The following is a 16,277-nucleotide window of genomic DNA, read 5'->3' as shown; positions in this document are numbered from 1 at the left end:
GCGTCACGCCGCCCCGCCATCCCTGACCAGGACCGCAACCGGGAACACGCCCAACAACTCGCCGATCGGGACCGGCCCTTCGCCTAGCCGCAGCGAGGCATTCGACAGCACATCGCGCCATTCTCCCTGCATCGCCGACGTCACCTGCAGCTGGGTATCGCTCCAATTTTCCGCCGGTATATGGGGTAGCGTAGCCGCTTCCAGCAGGTTCGCGGGCAGTCGCGGCACTACGACCAGCACACTTTGGATCAGCCCAGCCTGTTCGGCGTGCTGACGCATGAAGCCCAGCACATGTGCCTCACGACCGCCGGCGACGGACAGCGCTTGATAGTCGCCTTCGGCAAACAGCGCGGGGCATTGTTCGCGCAGCAGCATCAGGCGATGAACGAGGGCCTGCTTGACGTGGCCGTCGCGCCAGTGCGCCAGGGCCTCGGCCGGCGACTCGCCTCGCTCCAGCGACGACCGGCGCGCCGCGTAGTCGACGGGCCGCCGGTTGTCCGGATCGACGAGACTGAAATCCCAGTACTCGCTCCCCTGATAGAGATCGGGAACGCCGGGGACCGTCATGCGCAGCGTCACCTGCGCCAGGCCATTGATGGCCCCTGGCAGATCCAGCTCGCGGGCCGCGGCCATCAACGCATCGCGAAGCGCCGGCTCGCCGAGCAGTTCCTCGAGAAAGGCGCGACAGGCCGCTTCGTAGGCTTCGTCGGGCCACAACCAGTGGCTGCGCAGTTTGGCCTCGCGCAGCGCTTTCTGCTGCCACTGGGCGAGGCGCTCGATGAACTCGCGCATGGCGTCGTCATCGCCTGGGTCGAGCGACGGCGACCAGGCACCGAGCAACAGCTGGTAGAGGATCAATTCGTCACCCGGCGACGGTGCCACGCCACTGGCCACGCTGCGTCGCAACGGGCCCGCCTGGGCGCGCCATTGCCGTACGCGCTCGGCGAAGGCGTCGCCCCGCTCGCTCAGGGCCGCCAGGCGCGCGCGCACGTCCTCGCCCCGCTTGTGGTCATGGGTCGCCGTGGTCACCAGCGAGTGCGGAAAGAGGCGCTGGCGAAACGCGCTGGCGGCATGGAATTCAGCCGGGGAAACGCAGAAGTTCTGGGGATCGAAGCCCACGTCGTTGCGCGAAATGAGCACCGCGCTGCGGTAGCCCGCGGTATCCTCCACGGCCTTGGCAGCCACCGGCGAGGTCAATTGCTGGAAGCGCGTGATCGCGCGCTGGCGCAGCGCACGCTCCTCGTCATCCCGGCAATCGTGGGGCGCCTCGCCCCCCAGCCAGCGCTCCAGCCGATCGAGCACCGCCACGTCGGGCGGATTCAGGTCGTCGCGCGCCCCGGCCATCGCCTGCCGAAAGAACGGCTCGTCCTGCGCCGGGCGGCCATGCTCGTCGGCATAGCTACGATAGACCGGGAAGTGCACGACCAGTGCCTTCAGGGCCCGCTTGATCGCGCCCAGCGTGACGTCGCGGGTCTCGCGGCGGGCCCGCGCCACCCGATGCAGGGCCAGGCCGCAGGCCTCGAACTCGCTGGCCAGGGCGGTGTCTAGCATCTCGCCCCGCGCCCGGCGGACCTCGGCCAGGAAGTCATCCGCGCGGCCGCTCACCTCGCGCCACAGGCGACCCAGAGGGATGGCGCCGGCGGGGTCGTGCTGAACGCCCGAGACCTCGTTCATGAACTCGTAGCCGGTGGTGCCGTCGACACCCCAGTCGGTATGCAATTGCTCGCCTTCGGCGAGGATCTTTTCCACGTATAACGGAACCCGGGCGGGCACCTCGGCAGGTCGTTTTGCCTGCAACGTGTCGAGACGCTCGCGCAAGCGCAGGCAGTAGCCGCGCGGATCGGCCAGGCCGTCGACGTGGTCGACACGCAGGCCGTCCACCCACCCCGCCTCGACGAGCTGCAGGATCAACACATGCGTCGCCTCGAACACCTCGGGCAACTCGACACGCAGGCCACCCAGCTCGGTGATGTCGAAGAAGCGTCGCCAGTTGATCTCGTCGGAGGCCGTGCGCCACCAGGCCAAGCGATAGTTCTGGCGCTCGATCAACGCGTGCAGCTGCTCCGCCCCACCCGGTGTATCGCCGGCGAAGCGCTCCAGCGCCTGGTCCAGCGCGGCCCTAGCCGACTCGTCCTCGAGGGCGTGGCGCAGCCGACGGCGCAGTTCCTCGATGGCGGTATAGGCGTCCTGACGCGCCTGCAAGTCTTCGAACCGCGCCGCCAGGTCGTGCAGTGCGCCCTGCTCGGCGTGGCGCAGGATGTCACCGTAGCGGCGCGGATCGATGGGGAAGCGATGTTCGTGATAGGCGAGGCTGAAACTCGCCGACTCGGGCACGTATTCCAGCTTGAGCAGCCCCGAGGTCAGGACCTCAGCGTAAGGCGCGCCCAGGAACGGCACCAGCAGGCGCCCCTCGAGCAACGGGTCGGGCGATTGCCAGTCGATGTCGAAGAAATCGGCGTAGGGGCTGTCGCGTCCCCACGCCAGCACCTCCTGCCACCACGGATTCTCCGAGCCGCCCACCGCCACATGGTTGGGCACGATATCCAGAATCAGGCCCATGCCCCGCGCCCACAGGCTCGTCACCAGTCGCTCGAGCGCCGCCTCGCCGCCGATTTCCGGGTCGATGCGCGTCGGGTCGATGCCGTCGTAGCCATGGGTCGAACCGGCCCTTGAGGCCAGTAGCGGCGAGGCATAGACATGGCTTGCGCCGAGATCGGCAAGATAATCGACCCATTGCACCGCGTCGTCGAGGGTGAAACCGGCATGAAACTGCAGTCGTACGGTCGCACGAATGTCCTTCATGACTTGGGCTCCGAAGGCGCGTTTGCGAGCTGTCGCGAAATGTCTCGAGCACGCTGCAATTCACCGAGACGATGGCGCACCTCGTCAGGCGCCAGCAAGGCATCGGCCTCGGCCATCCAGCGCCGCCGCCAGTTGGGGTGTTCGTCCAGCGTGCCGGGCAGGTTGGCCTGCTCCTCGAGCCCCAGCGCATCCTCCACCGGCAGGATCGCCAGTGGCGAGGGGGTGCGTCCGATATGCCGGGCACAGGCATCCAGTACCTGCGAGGCCGGCAGGTCCGCCGCTTGCAGAGCGGTGGGACGCGACACGTTGCCGAGCAGTTCCAGGGTACCAGCTAGCTTGGCACGCGCCTCGCCACGCGCCTGGCGCTCGCTCTCGGCATCCTGATCGTCGCCGAGTAGATCAAATCGGCTGCGCCAGTCGATGTCGCGCCCGGCCCACCAGCCGGCCACGGTGGGCAAATCATGGGTCGAGGTGGTCGCCATCGCCGAATTCGACCATTGTCGGGCGGGCTGGAAGTCACCGTCGTCGTCCTGCTCGAACCACAGCACCTGCATGCCGAGGATGCCGCGTTCGGCGAGCTTTTCGCTGAACCCCGGCGCCACGGTGCCCAGGTCCTCGCCGACGACGATGCCGCGATGCCGCCAGGATTCCAGCGCCACCAGCCGCAGCAGGTCGTCCAGCGGGTAGCTCACGTAGCCGCCTTCGGCGGGCGACGCGCCATGCGGCACCAGCCACAGGCGCAGCAGGCCGAGGATATGATCGATGCGCAGCCCCCCGGCGTAACGAAAGCTGGCGCGCAGCATGTCGATGAAGGTGCGAAAGCCGGAGCGCACCAGGCCATGCGGCGAGAACGCCGCCAGCCCCCAGTCCTGGCCATGCACGTTGAAGGTATCGGGGGGCGCGCCGATCGACGCGCCTTCGAGCATCTCGCCCTGGCGACTCCACGACTGGCTGCCGGCATCGTCGGCACCCACCGCCAGGTCGGCGATCAGGCCGACCGCCATCCCGGCGTCGCGTGCCACGGCCTGGGCCTGGGCCAGCCCTTGTGTCACCTGCCACTGCAGAAAGGCATGAAAGCCCACTTCATCGGCGTGCTCCTCGGCGAAGCGTTCCACCTCGACGCCGGCCGGATCCTGCAGCGGCGCCGGCCAGTCCCGCCAGTAACCGGGACCGCGGACGGCCTGCAGTGCCTCGAAGCGACAGTGGTCCTCGAGCGTCTCGCCACCCGCCTCGCGGAAGTCATCCAGTTGCCGGCGCAGCGCCAGCGCCTCGGCGTCGTCGCGCCTCACGAGGTCGTCGTAGAGCCGGCGCAGCCAGGCGAGCTTGGCGCGTCCGGCTGCGGGCCAGTCGAGCTCGTCATCGGCTTCCAGGCGTCGCAGTTCGCCGTCCAGCCCACAGGCTGAGATAGCCCTGGCGACGGCCTCCTCGCCCAGCAGCCGTGCGGGTGAGCCGTACAGCGCGTTGCCGAGCAGGCGGCTGGACGGCGAATAGGGGCTGTAGCGCTCGGTATCGGCACTGAACATGGCATGGGTCGGACTGATCGCCAGCGTGGCGGCGCCCTGCTCGGCGGCGCGGCGGACGAACTGCTCCAGCGCCAGCGTGTCGCCGATGCCACCATCATCCGGACGGCGCAGCGCATAGAGCTGCACGGCCATGCCCCACAGCCGCGGCTCGGGCTGGCCACTGGCATCCGCCGGGCCGAAGCATTGGCTGGGCGCCGCGGCTACGGTCAGCTCGGTACCGGCGATCTGCAGGCGGTGATAGCCCATCTCGCCGATGACCGGCAGTCGGCCGTCCTGCTCCAGCTCGCCGCGCTGCTGCGCCCCGCTCTCCAGATTCAGCACGAAGGCCGTGCCCTGGGGCAGCGGGCCGGGCAGCGTTACCGGCAAGTCGCAGTCGGCGGTGATCAGCGGCGGCCATTGCGCGGGCTCGCCAGGACTTCGCCCCTGCGAGAGACGCGCCAGGCTGGCCTCGATCGCGGCGGCGTCATCGGCGGGAAAGCCCAATACGCCGAGCAGCGTGCGCTGGGTCTCGGGCGACAGCTCGCAGGGCTGGCGGGCGCTGTTCTCCCACTCGACGAGTATGCCCGCGGCGTCGGCAAGCTCACGGAGTCGAGCGTCGCTCATGGGGTGGCCTCCTCGGCATCCAGCCAGGCTGCGGCGCCATGGTGCATCAGGCGCCCTTCCTTCGCGGCGCTTTCCATGTCCGGACGCGATTCGAACAGGCAACGAGCGCCGCCAAGATCCTGCGCCGCCAGGTCATTCCCGCCGAGATTGATGGCAATGGTCAGCCGGCTGCCATCGCCCAGCCGCCAGCGAGCCACGACGGCCTTGTCGCCCAGCGCCTCGGCACCCAGGGAGCGCGTACCGGGCAGGCGCGGCACGATGTGCTGGTGACGCAGACTCAGCAGGGTTCGGGTCCGCTCCAGCCAGGCGTCGTGCGGCGGCGTTTCACGCAACTCGTAGTCGGGGATCGAGGCCTCGAAGGTCTCGAGCGCATTGGGGTCGGGAATGCGACTCCGCGTGGCCTCGTCCTGGAAGGCGCTGAAATCGGCGAACTCGGAGCGCCGCCCCTCGCGCACCGCATCGGCCAGCGCGTCGCGGTGCTCGGTGAAGAACAGGAAGGGCCGTGTCGAGCCCCACTCCTCACCCATGAACAGCAGCGGCATCATCGGCGACAGCATCAGCAGCACGTTGGCGGCGGCCAGGGCGTCGGGGTCGGCCAGTACGCTCAGGCGCTCGCCGAGAGCCCGATTGCCGGTCTGGTCATGGTTCTGCAGGAAGATGACGAAGGCGCTGGTCGGCAGGTGCGCGCTGGGCTCGCCGCGCACATGGCCATGGCGCGAGCGCTCGCCCTGATAGATGAAGCCCTCGCTCAGGCAACGCACCAGCTTGGCCGTGGCGTCCTCGACGAAATCCGCGTAATAGCCTTCGTACTCGCCAGTGAGCAGTACGTGCATGACGTTATGCCAGTCGTCGCTCCACTGGGCGGTGTAGTGGTCGGCATCGAGCAGGCTGGCGTTGTTGCCCTCGTTCTCCAGCACCAGGTGCACGTGGCGCTGGGGATCGACATGGCTGCGTATCTCGCGGACCATCTCGACCAGGAAGTCGCGCTCGCTGATGGCGTGCACGGCATCGAAACGCAGCCCGTCGAGGCGATATTCCTGAAGCCACATCAAGGCGTTGTCGATGAAGTAGCGCCGCACCTGGGGGCCGCGGAAATCGATAGACGGCCCCCAGGGGGTCTGCAGGTCGTCGCGAAAGAAGGTGTCGGCGTACGTCGCCAGATAGTTGCCGTCAGGCCCGAAGTGGTTGTAGACCACGTCGAGAAAGACCTGCAGGCCATGCGCGTGGGCCTCGTCGATCAGCGCCTTCATGTCGTCGGGGCTGCCGTAGGAGGCTTCCACGGCATACGGCAGCACGCCGTCGTAGCCCCAGTTGCGGCCGCCGGGAAATTCCGAGACGGGCATGAGTTCGATGGCCGTGACACCCAGGTCGGCCAGGTAAGCCAGCTTCTCGCGTACGCCGTCGAAACCGCCCAGCGTGCCGATGTGCAGTTCGTAGAGCACCGTCTCCTGCCACGGACGACCCTGCCAGTCGTTGTGCCGCCAGCGATAATGCCGGGGGTCGACGACCAGGCTGGGCCCATCGATGTCGCCGTGCTGGGCCCGCGAGGCGGGATCGGGCACCGGCGTGCCCTCCTCGTCGGCCGCGCCGAATACCCGATAGCGGTAGCGCGCGCCATGCCCGCAGGCGACTTCGGCCTCGTAGTGGCCGTCCGTGGTCGCCCGCATCGCCTGGCTGGGCAGCCCTTCCACCTCGACATTCACCGCACGGGCGCTGGGCGCCCAGAGCACGAAGCGGGTGCGTTCGTCGTCGATCGGCTGGGCACCGTAGGTCGGCGTGAACGTGGCCTGTGGTAGCTCGTCTCTCATGCGGGCCAGTCCCCTTGTCTGAGTAGCAGCGTGGCCAGCGGCGGCAAGGTCAGCTCCAGCGAGGCCGGATAGCCATGGCTGGACGAAAGTTGCGCCCTGACACCATGCGCATTGCCGACGTTCGAGCCGCCATAGAACGTGCTGTCGCTATTGAGTACTTCGTACCAGGTCCCCAGGGCCGGCACGCCCAGGCGATAGCCCGTCAGGACACGCGGCGTGAAATTGGCGATCGCCAGCAACGGGGCCGTTCCCTCGGGACCATAGCGCAGGAAGGCGATCACGCTGTTGGTGGCATCGTCCCCCACCACCCAGGCGAAGCTGCCGGGCTGCGTGTCGCGGACATGCAGGGCCGGCTCGTTCACGTAGAGCCGATTGAGATCCGCCACCAGACGCAGCATGCCGGCGTGGGAGGGATCGTCGAGCAGCCCCCAGTCGAGTGTGCCCAGCGCCTGCCATCCCCGGCCCTGGGCGAACTCGGCCCCCATGCCCAGGAGCTTCTTGCCGGGATGCGTCCACATGAAGCCCAGCCAGGCGCGCAGATTGGCGAACCGCTGCCAGGTGTCGCCGGGCATCCTGCCGAGCCAGGAGTCGCGTCCCTCGGCGGAGTCAGCGTCGGCCAGCGGCAACAGCCAATGCCTATCGAAAGCCCGCGAGAGGCTATCGACGAGTACGGCGTGTTGCCGTCCGCGCTGTTCGGGCGGCTCGCTCAGGTAGGTCAGGGTCACTTGCGGCCAGGCCGTCGCGCAGATCAGCACATGCGCCGACGAAACCGCCGATGCGCTGTCGGCAAGCAACAGAAGGTCCGGATAGCGCTCGATGAGCGCCTGTATCAGCGCATCGCGTGACCGGCAGGCAGCGTCCTCGCCATCCGTCGACAGATGCAGGCCGTCGAGATGATAGTCCTCGATACGAGTCAGCACCCGTTCGAGCGCCGTCTCGTCAGCCGCAACGACACGCCACTCGGGAAGCACGCCGATGCCCCCTTCGTGGCAGGCATCGACGAAGCCCGCGAAAATTGGACCAAGCGTCGCCGTGTCGATATCGACATGCGCCAGCTCGACATGCGTGAAGCCCAGGTCCGCCACGTAGGGCACCAGCCGCTCGGCCAACGCCTCCCAGGCAAGCGGCGCGCCCTGGTGGTTCAGCCGCCAGGCGGCAGGATCGAGCCGATAGATCGACACCGGCGACGTCGCGGCATCATCGCGGCTGCGCTGGCGCAACCAGACCTCATCATGCCAGCGGTACTGCACTGGCGGGCGATGCAGCCGTTGCGGCTCGTCGACCATCGCCCAGCACCCACCGGCAAAGCACGGTGGCGTTGCTAGCCCCGGATGGCCTGCCCCAGGATGGCCTGCCCCAGGATGGCCTGCCCCATCAACCAACAGCCTGAGCATGAACGACCTCCGTCTCATTCAGAGTCGCACGGTACAGCTCGCTGTAAGGGGTTATGGATTGGCGCCAATGGTAGCGACCGGCCATTGCCGCGCGCCGCATGGCGTAGAACAGGTCGGTCGCACGGAAGACGCGGAAGGCCCGGTTGATCGCCTGCATGTAGCTGTCGAGGGTCAGGTCGCCGAACAGGAAGCCATTGACCCCGTCCTCGATGGTATCGGCCAGGCCCCCGGTGCGGTGGGCGATCGGTAGCGAGCCGAAACGCTGGGCATACATCTGGCTGAGACCGCAGGGCTCGAAGCGTGACGGCATCAGCAGGAAGTCGCTGCCGGCATAGATGCACCTCGCCTCGCCCTCGTCGAAACCGATGTTCACGCCGATCGCGCCGGGAAAGCGCGCGGCAAGGTTGCACAGGGCGCCCTCCACGCTACGCTCGCCGCGTCCGATGAAGACGATCTGTCCGCCTGCGCGGACGATCGATTCCGCCGCGCCGATGGTCAGGTCGAGTCCCTTCTGGTGCACCAGGCGCGAGACGACGGCGAACAGCGGCCCCTGGCTAACCGTCAGGCCGAACAGGCGCCGTACGTGCTCGGCGTTGGCGCGCTTGCCTCGCCAATCGTTCATGGCGAAGGCCTGGGCAAGGTGCGCATCGGTACGTGGATCCCAGGAATCATCGATGCCGTTGGGGATACCGCGCAATCGACCCTCTTGCGCCTTGCGTGCCAGCAGCGACTCGAGTCCATGACCGAACGCCGGGGTGGTGATCTCACGCGCGTAGGTCGCGCTCACGGTAGTGACGTGAGCGGAATAGACGATGCCCGCTTTCATGAACGACAACTGGCCATAGTATTCGAGTCCCTCGAGGGTCATTGCCTCCTCGGGGATACCCAGCGCCCGGCAGCGCGAGGCCTCATAGACGCCCTGATAGGCCAGGTTGTGGATGGTGAAGACGCTCGGTATGGTCTCGCCCCGCCAGCGCAGATAGCCTGCCGCCAGCGCGCTCGGCCAATCGTTGAGGTGCAGCAGTTGCGGACGCCAATCGAGCTCTAGCCGGCCCGAGGCGATATCCGCCGCGGCGAGGCCCAGGCGCGCGAAGCGGATGTCGTTGTCCTGCCAGCCGATACCCAGCTCATCGCAGTAGGGGTTGCCTTCGCGCTCGTAGAGTTCGGGACAGAGCAGAACGTAGATCGTCAGTCCATCGGGGCAGCTGATCCGGCCGAGGTCACATGCGGGGATGTCGGCATGGCCAGGCAGCCTGCCGACCGGCTCAATGGCATGGCCCGCCTGGAGCACTTCACGATAGCCGGGCACCAATACCCGCACGTCGTGCGCCGCACGGCTCGCCCTCAGCGCGCGTGGCAGCGCCGAAGAAACGTCTCCGAGCCCCCCGACCTTGACCAGATCGGCGATCTCGGGCGTTACGAAAAGAATTCTGTAACTTTCTTCACCCTTACCGTCATATTTGGTTGGTTGCGCGTTATTTATACTTGCGCGCGTAACTTCCTGAATAATCTCCGTAAGGGGATAAGGTGCTTCTTTTAATGTTGCGGAACAAACTTTTCGTGAAACGCCGTCTAAGACCACACTGCCCATCAGAGGCTACCTCCCTGTTTAACCCCTACAACCAAGGCCCATTTAACAATGGTTCAGTTTTCAGCGAGCATTAATCACCGTCATGTCGACGCATGATTTTCGATGCAGCGCTTGCCGGTTTCCCTTTATAAGCGGATTCCGAAGCCACCCCAGTATTCAAGTAGCGACTGTCCAAGTAAGCGACAAGGCAACCTGTGCGCTATCGCCGCAACGAAGAGGCTGGCCCCATGACCGTCCGCGGCTTACTCGGGCGTCAGGCGCAGGGATTCGCCGCGCCCTGAATGGTTGGCCATTGATAGAGTTCGAACGCATGGGCTCTCCTTGCCGCCGTTCTCGAAGTTCTTCGATGCTGTCTTTTAGAATAGTCGACTGAACGCGACCCACCATGTCGCGATGAGCAGATCGTTCTCATCCCGACGGCCTACGCGGCTGAGACGCGCCTCGGTCACAAGCGTGCCAGCAGCTCGGCCTTTTTGGCGGCGAACTCCTCTTCGCTGAGGATGCCCTTGGCCTTGAGATCGCCAAGACGTTCCAGCGCCGTGAAAATCTCGTCATTGCCGGCAGGGGATGCGCGATCGGAGGGGTCGTCGTCCTCGGCCGGCTTCGCCTGGGCAGCTGGCGCCGGCTCGGTCGACATCGGCTGACCGTTGCGGGACACGACACGCAGCTGGGCCAGGTCGACGGTGCCGTACTGGCTGGTCAGGGTGATCGACCCGCTGCCCCCCCGCTGCTGGGAAGAAAAACCGCCGATGCGATGCTCGCCGGTATCGTAGACCCAGACGACACCTCCCACCTCGATGGCCAGTCGCCTGGCATCGGCGAAGTAGGCATAGCGCATGTGGTTCTGCGCGCAGGTCGCGTTGGGCGTGCCCAACTCGGCGGGCCACCAGTGGCGTGCCGGGTCGGCGGCGAACAGGCCAGTATCGTCGTCCTCGCCGGCGGCCCGGGCCGGCCGTGCCGGGTCCGCAGACTGGCTGGAGCCTGGCGCCGCCCCCGCTTCCTGACGCTGCGACTGGAAACTGCCGCCCCGCATCAGCTCCGGTTCCATCGCGAGCCGATCGGCAATCTCGGCACACAGGGCGTCGACCCGTGCCTTGAGGGTATGATTGAACATGTCGCCCAGCATCAGCATCCCGCCGCGCATCCACTGACCGTAACCACCGAACTCGGGATGCGAGAACTGCGCCATGCCGGCATTGCCATCGCGCAACGCCATCAACATATGAGTGACCGCCTCGTTGCTGAAACCATGGCGCTGGGCCAATTCCTCGACGAAACGCTCTCCCCGGGGGGTCAGACGGGACATGGCAACACCCTCCTTGGAATGATCGCGCCCTGGGCGGTCTCGATAGTCTAGTCAATAAACCCGAGGACATTCGCCCTCCTCAGGCACCGCCGGTCCGGCTCGCGATGCGGAATGGCCGATGCGTCATATTGATGGCAACCGAGCCTTTCTTGCTAAACAAAATTCACATCATTGCCGGCAAACTGGTAAGTTTCGCCTCGCCAAGCGATCACGAAGCGAGCGCCACGCTCGGAAAAACGACGCCCTACGGCGAATCGCGCTCATGATAGTTAGGAATTAACGCCTGACATACATTCTCTATTGCCAGCGTCCCGAGCGGCAGGCAAGGTAAATTCAAGCTGTTCAATAATTAGCCGATGACGAAATAAAACGACAGCCCGCTGGCCTTTTACGCGACCCAAGTCATCGGCCGGCCGAAGCATGCCGAATTCAACGCGGGAGACACCGCGGCTGAGTGCGAAAACATTACAAAATCGAGCGCCCTACAGGGCACACCGATCGCGCTTCTTTTGCAGACTCAGGGCCCCAGCATGTCGTCCAAGCGTCAAGGGAACCACTGGCGACGAGACTCGCCGCACAGAATAACCAAACGCCCCGCCTCGAGGCCTGCAGCCTTGCTGGCAAGGGTGTTGACCCCAACGGGGCGAGGCCATCCCGCGTGGCTGGCGAAACTGATCTGCGGCGTCTTGGCCATCGCGCTGCTCGGCCATGCCATAGCCGCCCTGGCCGCCGACGAGGAGGTGGTGATGATCGCCAATCCGCAGCTCGCCATCGACGCCATACCACGCGATACGGCACGTGCCATCTTCGCCATGCGCCAGCGCACCACCCCCAACGGCGAGGCGATCCACGTGATGGTTCTGCCCGACGATCATCCGGTACATGCCCGGTTCGCCAAGGGCCTGCTGGACGTCTACCCACATCAGCTCAGGCTCGCCTGGGACCGGATGGTGTTTTCCGGCACCGGTCAGGCTCCCGAACGCGTCGCCTCGCAGGCCGAAATGTTGCAGCAGGTCGCCACGACACCGGGCGGATTGGGTTATATCGAACGAGGTTATCTAGATGACAGTGTCCAGGTCTTGCCGCTGGCAGAATAGTTTCCGGGTCCGCGGATCGCTGGCAGCCCTGGCGGGGCTCGCCTGTCAGCCGGCCCTGGCCGCCGATGTCATGGACACCTTGCAGGTTCATGGCTTCATCAGCCAGGCCTGGCTGATCAGCGATGACAATGATTTCTTCGGCCCCAGCAGCGAGAGCGGAGGCAGCTACCAGTACACCGAACTGGGCGCCAACCTGTCGTTTCGCCCGCACCCGGACGTGCTGGTGGCCGCCCAGGTCCTGAGCCGACGCACCGGCGGCGGGGCCAGTGACCTGCAGCCGGTGCTCGATCACGGGGTCATCGACTATGAGTGGCTTTCCAATAACGAGCGACGCCTGGGTGTGCAACTGGGACGCTTCAAGAACCCGTTCGGCTTCTACAATCAGACCCGCGACGTGGCCTTCACTCGCCCCAGCATCCTGCTGCCGCAGTCGATCTACTTCGAGCGCACCCGCTCGCTGGCTCTCGCCTCCGATGGCCTGTCCATCTACGGCGAGGAGTATCTCGACAGCGGGACGCTGCGCCTGCAGGCCGGCGTCGGCAATCCGCAGGCCGACCGCGACCTCGATGACGCCCTGGGGCTTGGCGGTCGCCCCGGCTCATTCGACGGCGAGACCTCGTACATCGGCCAGTTGCTCTATGAGCACGAAGCGGGGCACGTCACCGCCGCGCTCAGTGCCGCCGACGTCGAGGCCGACTATCGGAACGGCGACCCCGGGCCGGGCAACGGCACTTTCCACTTCCAGCCCTGGGTCCTCTCGTTGCAGTACACCGATGAGTTATGGAGCCTGACCGCCGAATACGCGTTGCGCCGGATCGCGCTCGAAGGATTCAGCGATCCAAGAGGCAATTTCGATATCAACGGAGAGAGCTGGTACCTGCAATACACCCGGCGCTTCCAGGACGATTGGCAATGGCTGTTGCGCTACGACGTGCTGACCAACGACCGCGACGACCCGAGCGGCACGCGCTTCGAAACCGCGGGGGCCGGGCCAGCCTATACTCGCTATGCCAAGGACCTGACGACCGGGATACAGTGGCGCCTTCACCCGCAGGTGCTGCTGGCCGCCGAATACCACGCGATCGAAGGCACCGGCTGGTTGCCGGCGTCGGATAGCGATGCCAGCCCGGAAAAGTATTGGAACCTGTTCCTGATGCAGGCTTCGTTCCGTTTTTAAACGTCCCTGTAGCCAGTTCCTGACAGCAAGAAGAGGCAAACGCTCACCTTGAGACCCCGCTACAACGCGCCATCCCGCCGGGAACGCCCGCGTCTCAGCCTGACCTGGCGCGCGATCATTCTCAACAGCCTGCTGTTGCTGGGCATGGTGTTGACCTTCACGGCCATCAGCCACGACAGCCTGACGCACCAGTTCAAGGAGTCGCGGGAGGCCATCTTCAAGGCACGCCAGCGCGAGCTGCGCCTGGCGGTCGAGCGCTCGGCCGATGCGTTGACCCAACTGGCCGGCATGGCGGCGGCCAGTAACGAGCTCGGACGCGCCGTCGCCAACGCCGACCCCGGGCAGGCCGCCCGGGCGATCGCACCGATCTGGCCGACGCTACAGCTCGACGCCGGTAGCGATGAGATCCTGATCCTGGACAGTCGGGGCCAGCGACTCACCTCGCAGGGACAACCGCTGGCGGGCGACGATCTGCCCCTGTCCAACTGGGCCGAAACCGTCATGGCCCAGGAAGCGCCGCTGACCACGCTGCGCTGCGTACGCGATTGTCGCCAGTACGTCGCCGTGCCGGTGCTGCTGGACGGCACCAGCGTGGGCATTGTGGTGGTGTCGCGCTCGCTGGCCGATATCACGCGTTACGCCCAGAGCATGGCCGATGCCGACATCGGCCTGCTGGTGATCGACAACCAGGGCGACGCGACGCTGAGCCGAGCCGAGCGTTACCTGCCGGCCTGGAACGGCGCACTGGTGACGCTAACGCGCCAAGCCTCGAGCCTGCCGGTGATCAGGGCCGCCTCGCGGCGCTTCGCCTTCCAAGAGATCGAGACTCAACCGCGGGATTTCGAGCTCGCCGATCACACCTACGAGCTGGCGACGATCGCCATGAACGACAGTGCCTGGTTCCCTACCAGCGGCCACCTGTTGCTGATTTCGGACGTGACCTCGCAGGTCGCGGCGATCAGTCGCGACACACGCTCCACGCTGCTGATCGCCCTGGCCGGCTGGCTCGCCGCGGAAGCGCTGCTACTGATGATCCTGTGGCCGCCGATGGTGCGCCTGCGCCATCTCGCCGGCCTGTTGCCGCGACTGGCGCAGCGCGATTTCGCGTACGTCCGCCAGGCGATAACGCCGCGCCGGGCACGCTTTAACGACGAGATCGACAGCCTGGAATACACCACCCTGGAACTCGCCGAACAGCTGGGGTCGCTGGAAGCGGCGGTGCTCAGTCGCGACCGCGAGCTGACCCAGCGGCTTGCCGAACTCGGCGCCGAACGCGACTTCATCAACGGGCTGCTCGATACCGCCCGGGTACTCATCCTGACCCAGGACCGCGACGGCAAGATCACCCTGATCAACCGCTATACCGAGATCGTCAGCGGCAAGCCCGAAAGGGCCCTGATCGGCAGCCGCTTCACGACGCTCTTCGCCCGTGACGCCGATCTGGGCGAACGGCCCTTCGACCGTCCCAGCCAGGAAGAGGGCACGATGCTCACCGCCGAGCGCGATCAGCGCACCATCGCCTGGTACCACGCTCCGATGCCCGGCGAGTACCGCACCAGCGCGGCATTGATCTCGGTGGGACTCGACATCACCGAGCGCAAGCGCGCCGAGGAGCGCCTGGCCTGGCTGGCCCATCGCGATCCCTTGACCAACCTCTACAACCGGCGCTTTTTTCAGGACGCCCTGGAGCGCGCCTTCAAGCGCTCCCGTCAGGGGGCGGTGCTGTTCCTCGATCTCGATCAGTTCAAGGAAGTCAACGAACTCAGCGGGCACAATTCCGGTGACCAGTTGCTGCGCCTGGTCGGTGACGCGCTGCTCGAAAAGCTCGACAGCAACAGCGTGGTCGCCCGCCTCGGCGGCGACGAATTCTCGCTGCTAATCGAGGATGCCGATACCGCCCAGGCCATCGCCGTCGCCGAACGGGTGGTCCAGATCCTCGAAGACATCGACTTCTCGGTCAACGGCCGGCGCCATCGCGCCATCGCCAGCATCGGCATCGCCCTCTACCCCCAGCATGGCACCAGCGTGGCGGAGCTGATGGCCGGCGCCGACTTTGCCATGTACAAGGCCAAGGAGAGCAGCGCCCAGCGCTGGCACCTGTTGTCGGCGGCCAAGCATTCCCGCGAGGAACTGCAGCACCGCGTGTACTGGGTCGAGCGCATCCGTGAAGCGCTCAACAACGGCGAATTCGAGCTCTACCTGCAGCCGATCGCGCGTCTCGACGACCTCAGCACCCAGCACTACGAGGTACTGCTGCGCATGCACGGCGACGACGGCTCGCTGGTCATGCCGGGGCTGTTCATCCCCATCGCCGAGCGCAGCGGGCAGATCGTCGCCCTCGATCGCTGGGTGTTGCAGCAAAGCCTGGCGCTGCTCGCACGCCTGCAGTCGCAGGGCGTCAAGCTGGCGGTCAACCTGTCGGGGCAGTCGCTGCACGACACCGAACTCAGCGCCTTCCTGGCCAACGAACTGCACGTCGCCGGCGCCGATCCCCAGCAGTTGATCCTCGAGGTCACCGAGACCGCGGCGGTCACCGATTTCTCCACCGCCCGCGGCGTGCTGCAGGCCATACGCCAGCTGGGCTGCCAGACGGCGCTCGACGACTTCGGCGTGGGCTTCAGCAGCTTCCATTACCTGGGCCAGTTGCCGGCCGATTACATCAAGATCGACGGCTCCTTCATCCAGAAGCTGCTGACCAGCTCCGAGGACCGCCTGGTGGTCAAGGCGATCGCCGACATCGCCACCGGCTTCGGCAAGGAAACCATCGCCGAATTCGTCGACCAGCCCAGCATGCTGCCGTTGCTCCAGCAGTATGGCATCACCTTTGCGCAGGGTTACCATATCGGTCGCCCGGTGCCGGTGGCGACCATCCTCGCCCGCTACGGCCTGGCCGAGGAAGAAGCGTCCGGCGATACCGAAGGCTGACTTTTATTGGCAAGACGCTACCATGAGCGACACGCAGGCAGGGCACACCCG

Annotated in this window: 9 protein-coding genes; 3 read left to right on the top strand and 6 right to left on the bottom strand. The window is 66.2% G+C overall.

The features are described 5' to 3' along the window. Positions 1-3: 3 nt before the first annotated feature. The 6 genes from treY to R6258_RS12115 form a co-directional block, all read right to left on the bottom strand. Positions 4-2,802 carry a malto-oligosyltrehalose synthase gene (treY, locus tag R6258_RS12140; protein ID WP_318450607.1) on the bottom strand — a complete coding sequence of 933 codons (2,799 nt, stop codon included), beginning with the start codon at positions 2,800-2,802 and terminating at the stop codon, positions 4-6. Beyond that, complete coding sequence (gene malQ / locus R6258_RS12135; RefSeq protein ID WP_318450605.1) at positions 2,799-4,928, bottom strand: 4-alpha-glucanotransferase; 2,130 nt, start codon at positions 4,926-4,928, stop codon at positions 2,799-2,801. The genes treY and malQ overlap by 4 nt, the downstream gene beginning before the upstream one ends. Next, positions 4,925-6,736: a malto-oligosyltrehalose trehalohydrolase gene (treZ, locus tag R6258_RS12130; protein WP_318450602.1), complete on the bottom strand. Its 1,812-nt coding sequence runs from the start codon at positions 6,734-6,736 to the stop codon at positions 4,925-4,927. Before treZ ends, malQ begins: the two co-directional genes overlap by 4 nt. Then, complete coding sequence (locus R6258_RS12125; protein WP_318450600.1) at positions 6,733-8,022, bottom strand: alpha amylase C-terminal domain-containing protein; 1,290 nt, start codon at positions 8,020-8,022, stop codon at positions 6,733-6,735. Before R6258_RS12125 ends, treZ begins: the two co-directional genes overlap by 4 nt. An 88-nt stretch (positions 8,023-8,110) precedes the next feature. Next, complete coding sequence (gene glgA, locus R6258_RS12120; protein ID WP_318450599.1) at positions 8,111-9,721, bottom strand: glycogen synthase GlgA; 1,611 nt, start codon at positions 9,719-9,721, stop codon at positions 8,111-8,113. A 445-nt stretch (positions 9,722-10,166) separates the two neighbouring features. Beyond that, entirely contained in the window at positions 10,167-11,027 is an 861-nt protein-coding gene (locus R6258_RS12115) for an SHOCT domain-containing protein (RefSeq protein ID WP_318450597.1), read from the bottom strand. 686 nt (positions 11,028-11,713) lie between these two features. Between R6258_RS12115 and R6258_RS12110 the strand changes: the two genes are divergently transcribed. The 3 genes from R6258_RS12110 to R6258_RS12100 are packed head-to-tail and all read left to right on the top strand — an operon-like array spanning position 11,714 to position 16,226. After that, complete coding sequence (locus R6258_RS12110) at positions 11,714-12,124, top strand: hypothetical protein (protein WP_318450595.1); 411 nt, start codon at positions 11,714-11,716, stop codon at positions 12,122-12,124. Next, positions 12,090-13,301, top strand: coding sequence for a hypothetical protein (locus tag R6258_RS12105; protein WP_318450593.1), 1,212 nt, complete (start codon positions 12,090-12,092; stop codon positions 13,299-13,301). The genes R6258_RS12110 and R6258_RS12105 overlap by 35 nt, the downstream gene beginning before the upstream one ends. A 48-nt stretch (positions 13,302-13,349) precedes the next feature. After that, positions 13,350-16,226: an EAL domain-containing protein gene (locus tag R6258_RS12100; protein ID WP_318450591.1), complete on the top strand. Its 2,877-nt coding sequence runs from the start codon at positions 13,350-13,352 to the stop codon at positions 16,224-16,226. Positions 16,227-16,277: the final 51 nt, after the last annotated feature.

It is taken from the genome of Halomonas sp. HP20-15, from assembly GCF_033446685.1.
Taxonomy (GTDB): Bacteria; Pseudomonadota; Gammaproteobacteria; order Pseudomonadales; family Halomonadaceae; genus Modicisalibacter.
Note: the sequence above shows the minus strand (reverse complement) of the source record. Positions and strands in the feature narration are given on the sequence as shown.

Excerpts from the sequence above, each read along its gene's own strand:
- treY (WP_318450607.1), bottom strand. The coding sequence starts at position 2,802 with ATGAAGGACATTCGTGCGACCGTACGACTGCAGTTTCATGCCGGTTTC.
- malQ (WP_318450605.1), bottom strand. The coding sequence starts at position 4,928 with ATGAGCGACGCTCGACTCCGTGAGCTTGCCGACGCCGCGGGCATACTC.
- treZ (WP_318450602.1), bottom strand. The coding sequence starts at position 6,736 with ATGAGAGACGAGCTACCACAGGCCACGTTCACGCCGACCTACGGTGCC.
- R6258_RS12125 (WP_318450600.1), bottom strand. The coding sequence starts at position 8,022 with ATGGTCGACGAGCCGCAACGGCTGCATCGCCCGCCAGTGCAGTACCGC.
- glgA (WP_318450599.1), bottom strand. The coding sequence starts at position 9,721 with ATGGGCAGTGTGGTCTTAGACGGCGTTTCACGAAAAGTTTGTTCCGCA.
- R6258_RS12115 (WP_318450597.1), bottom strand. The coding sequence starts at position 11,027 with ATGTCCCGTCTGACCCCCCGGGGAGAGCGTTTCGTCGAGGAATTGGCC.
- R6258_RS12105 (WP_318450593.1), top strand. The coding sequence starts at position 12,090 with ATGACAGTGTCCAGGTCTTGCCGCTGGCAGAATAGTTTCCGGGTCCGC.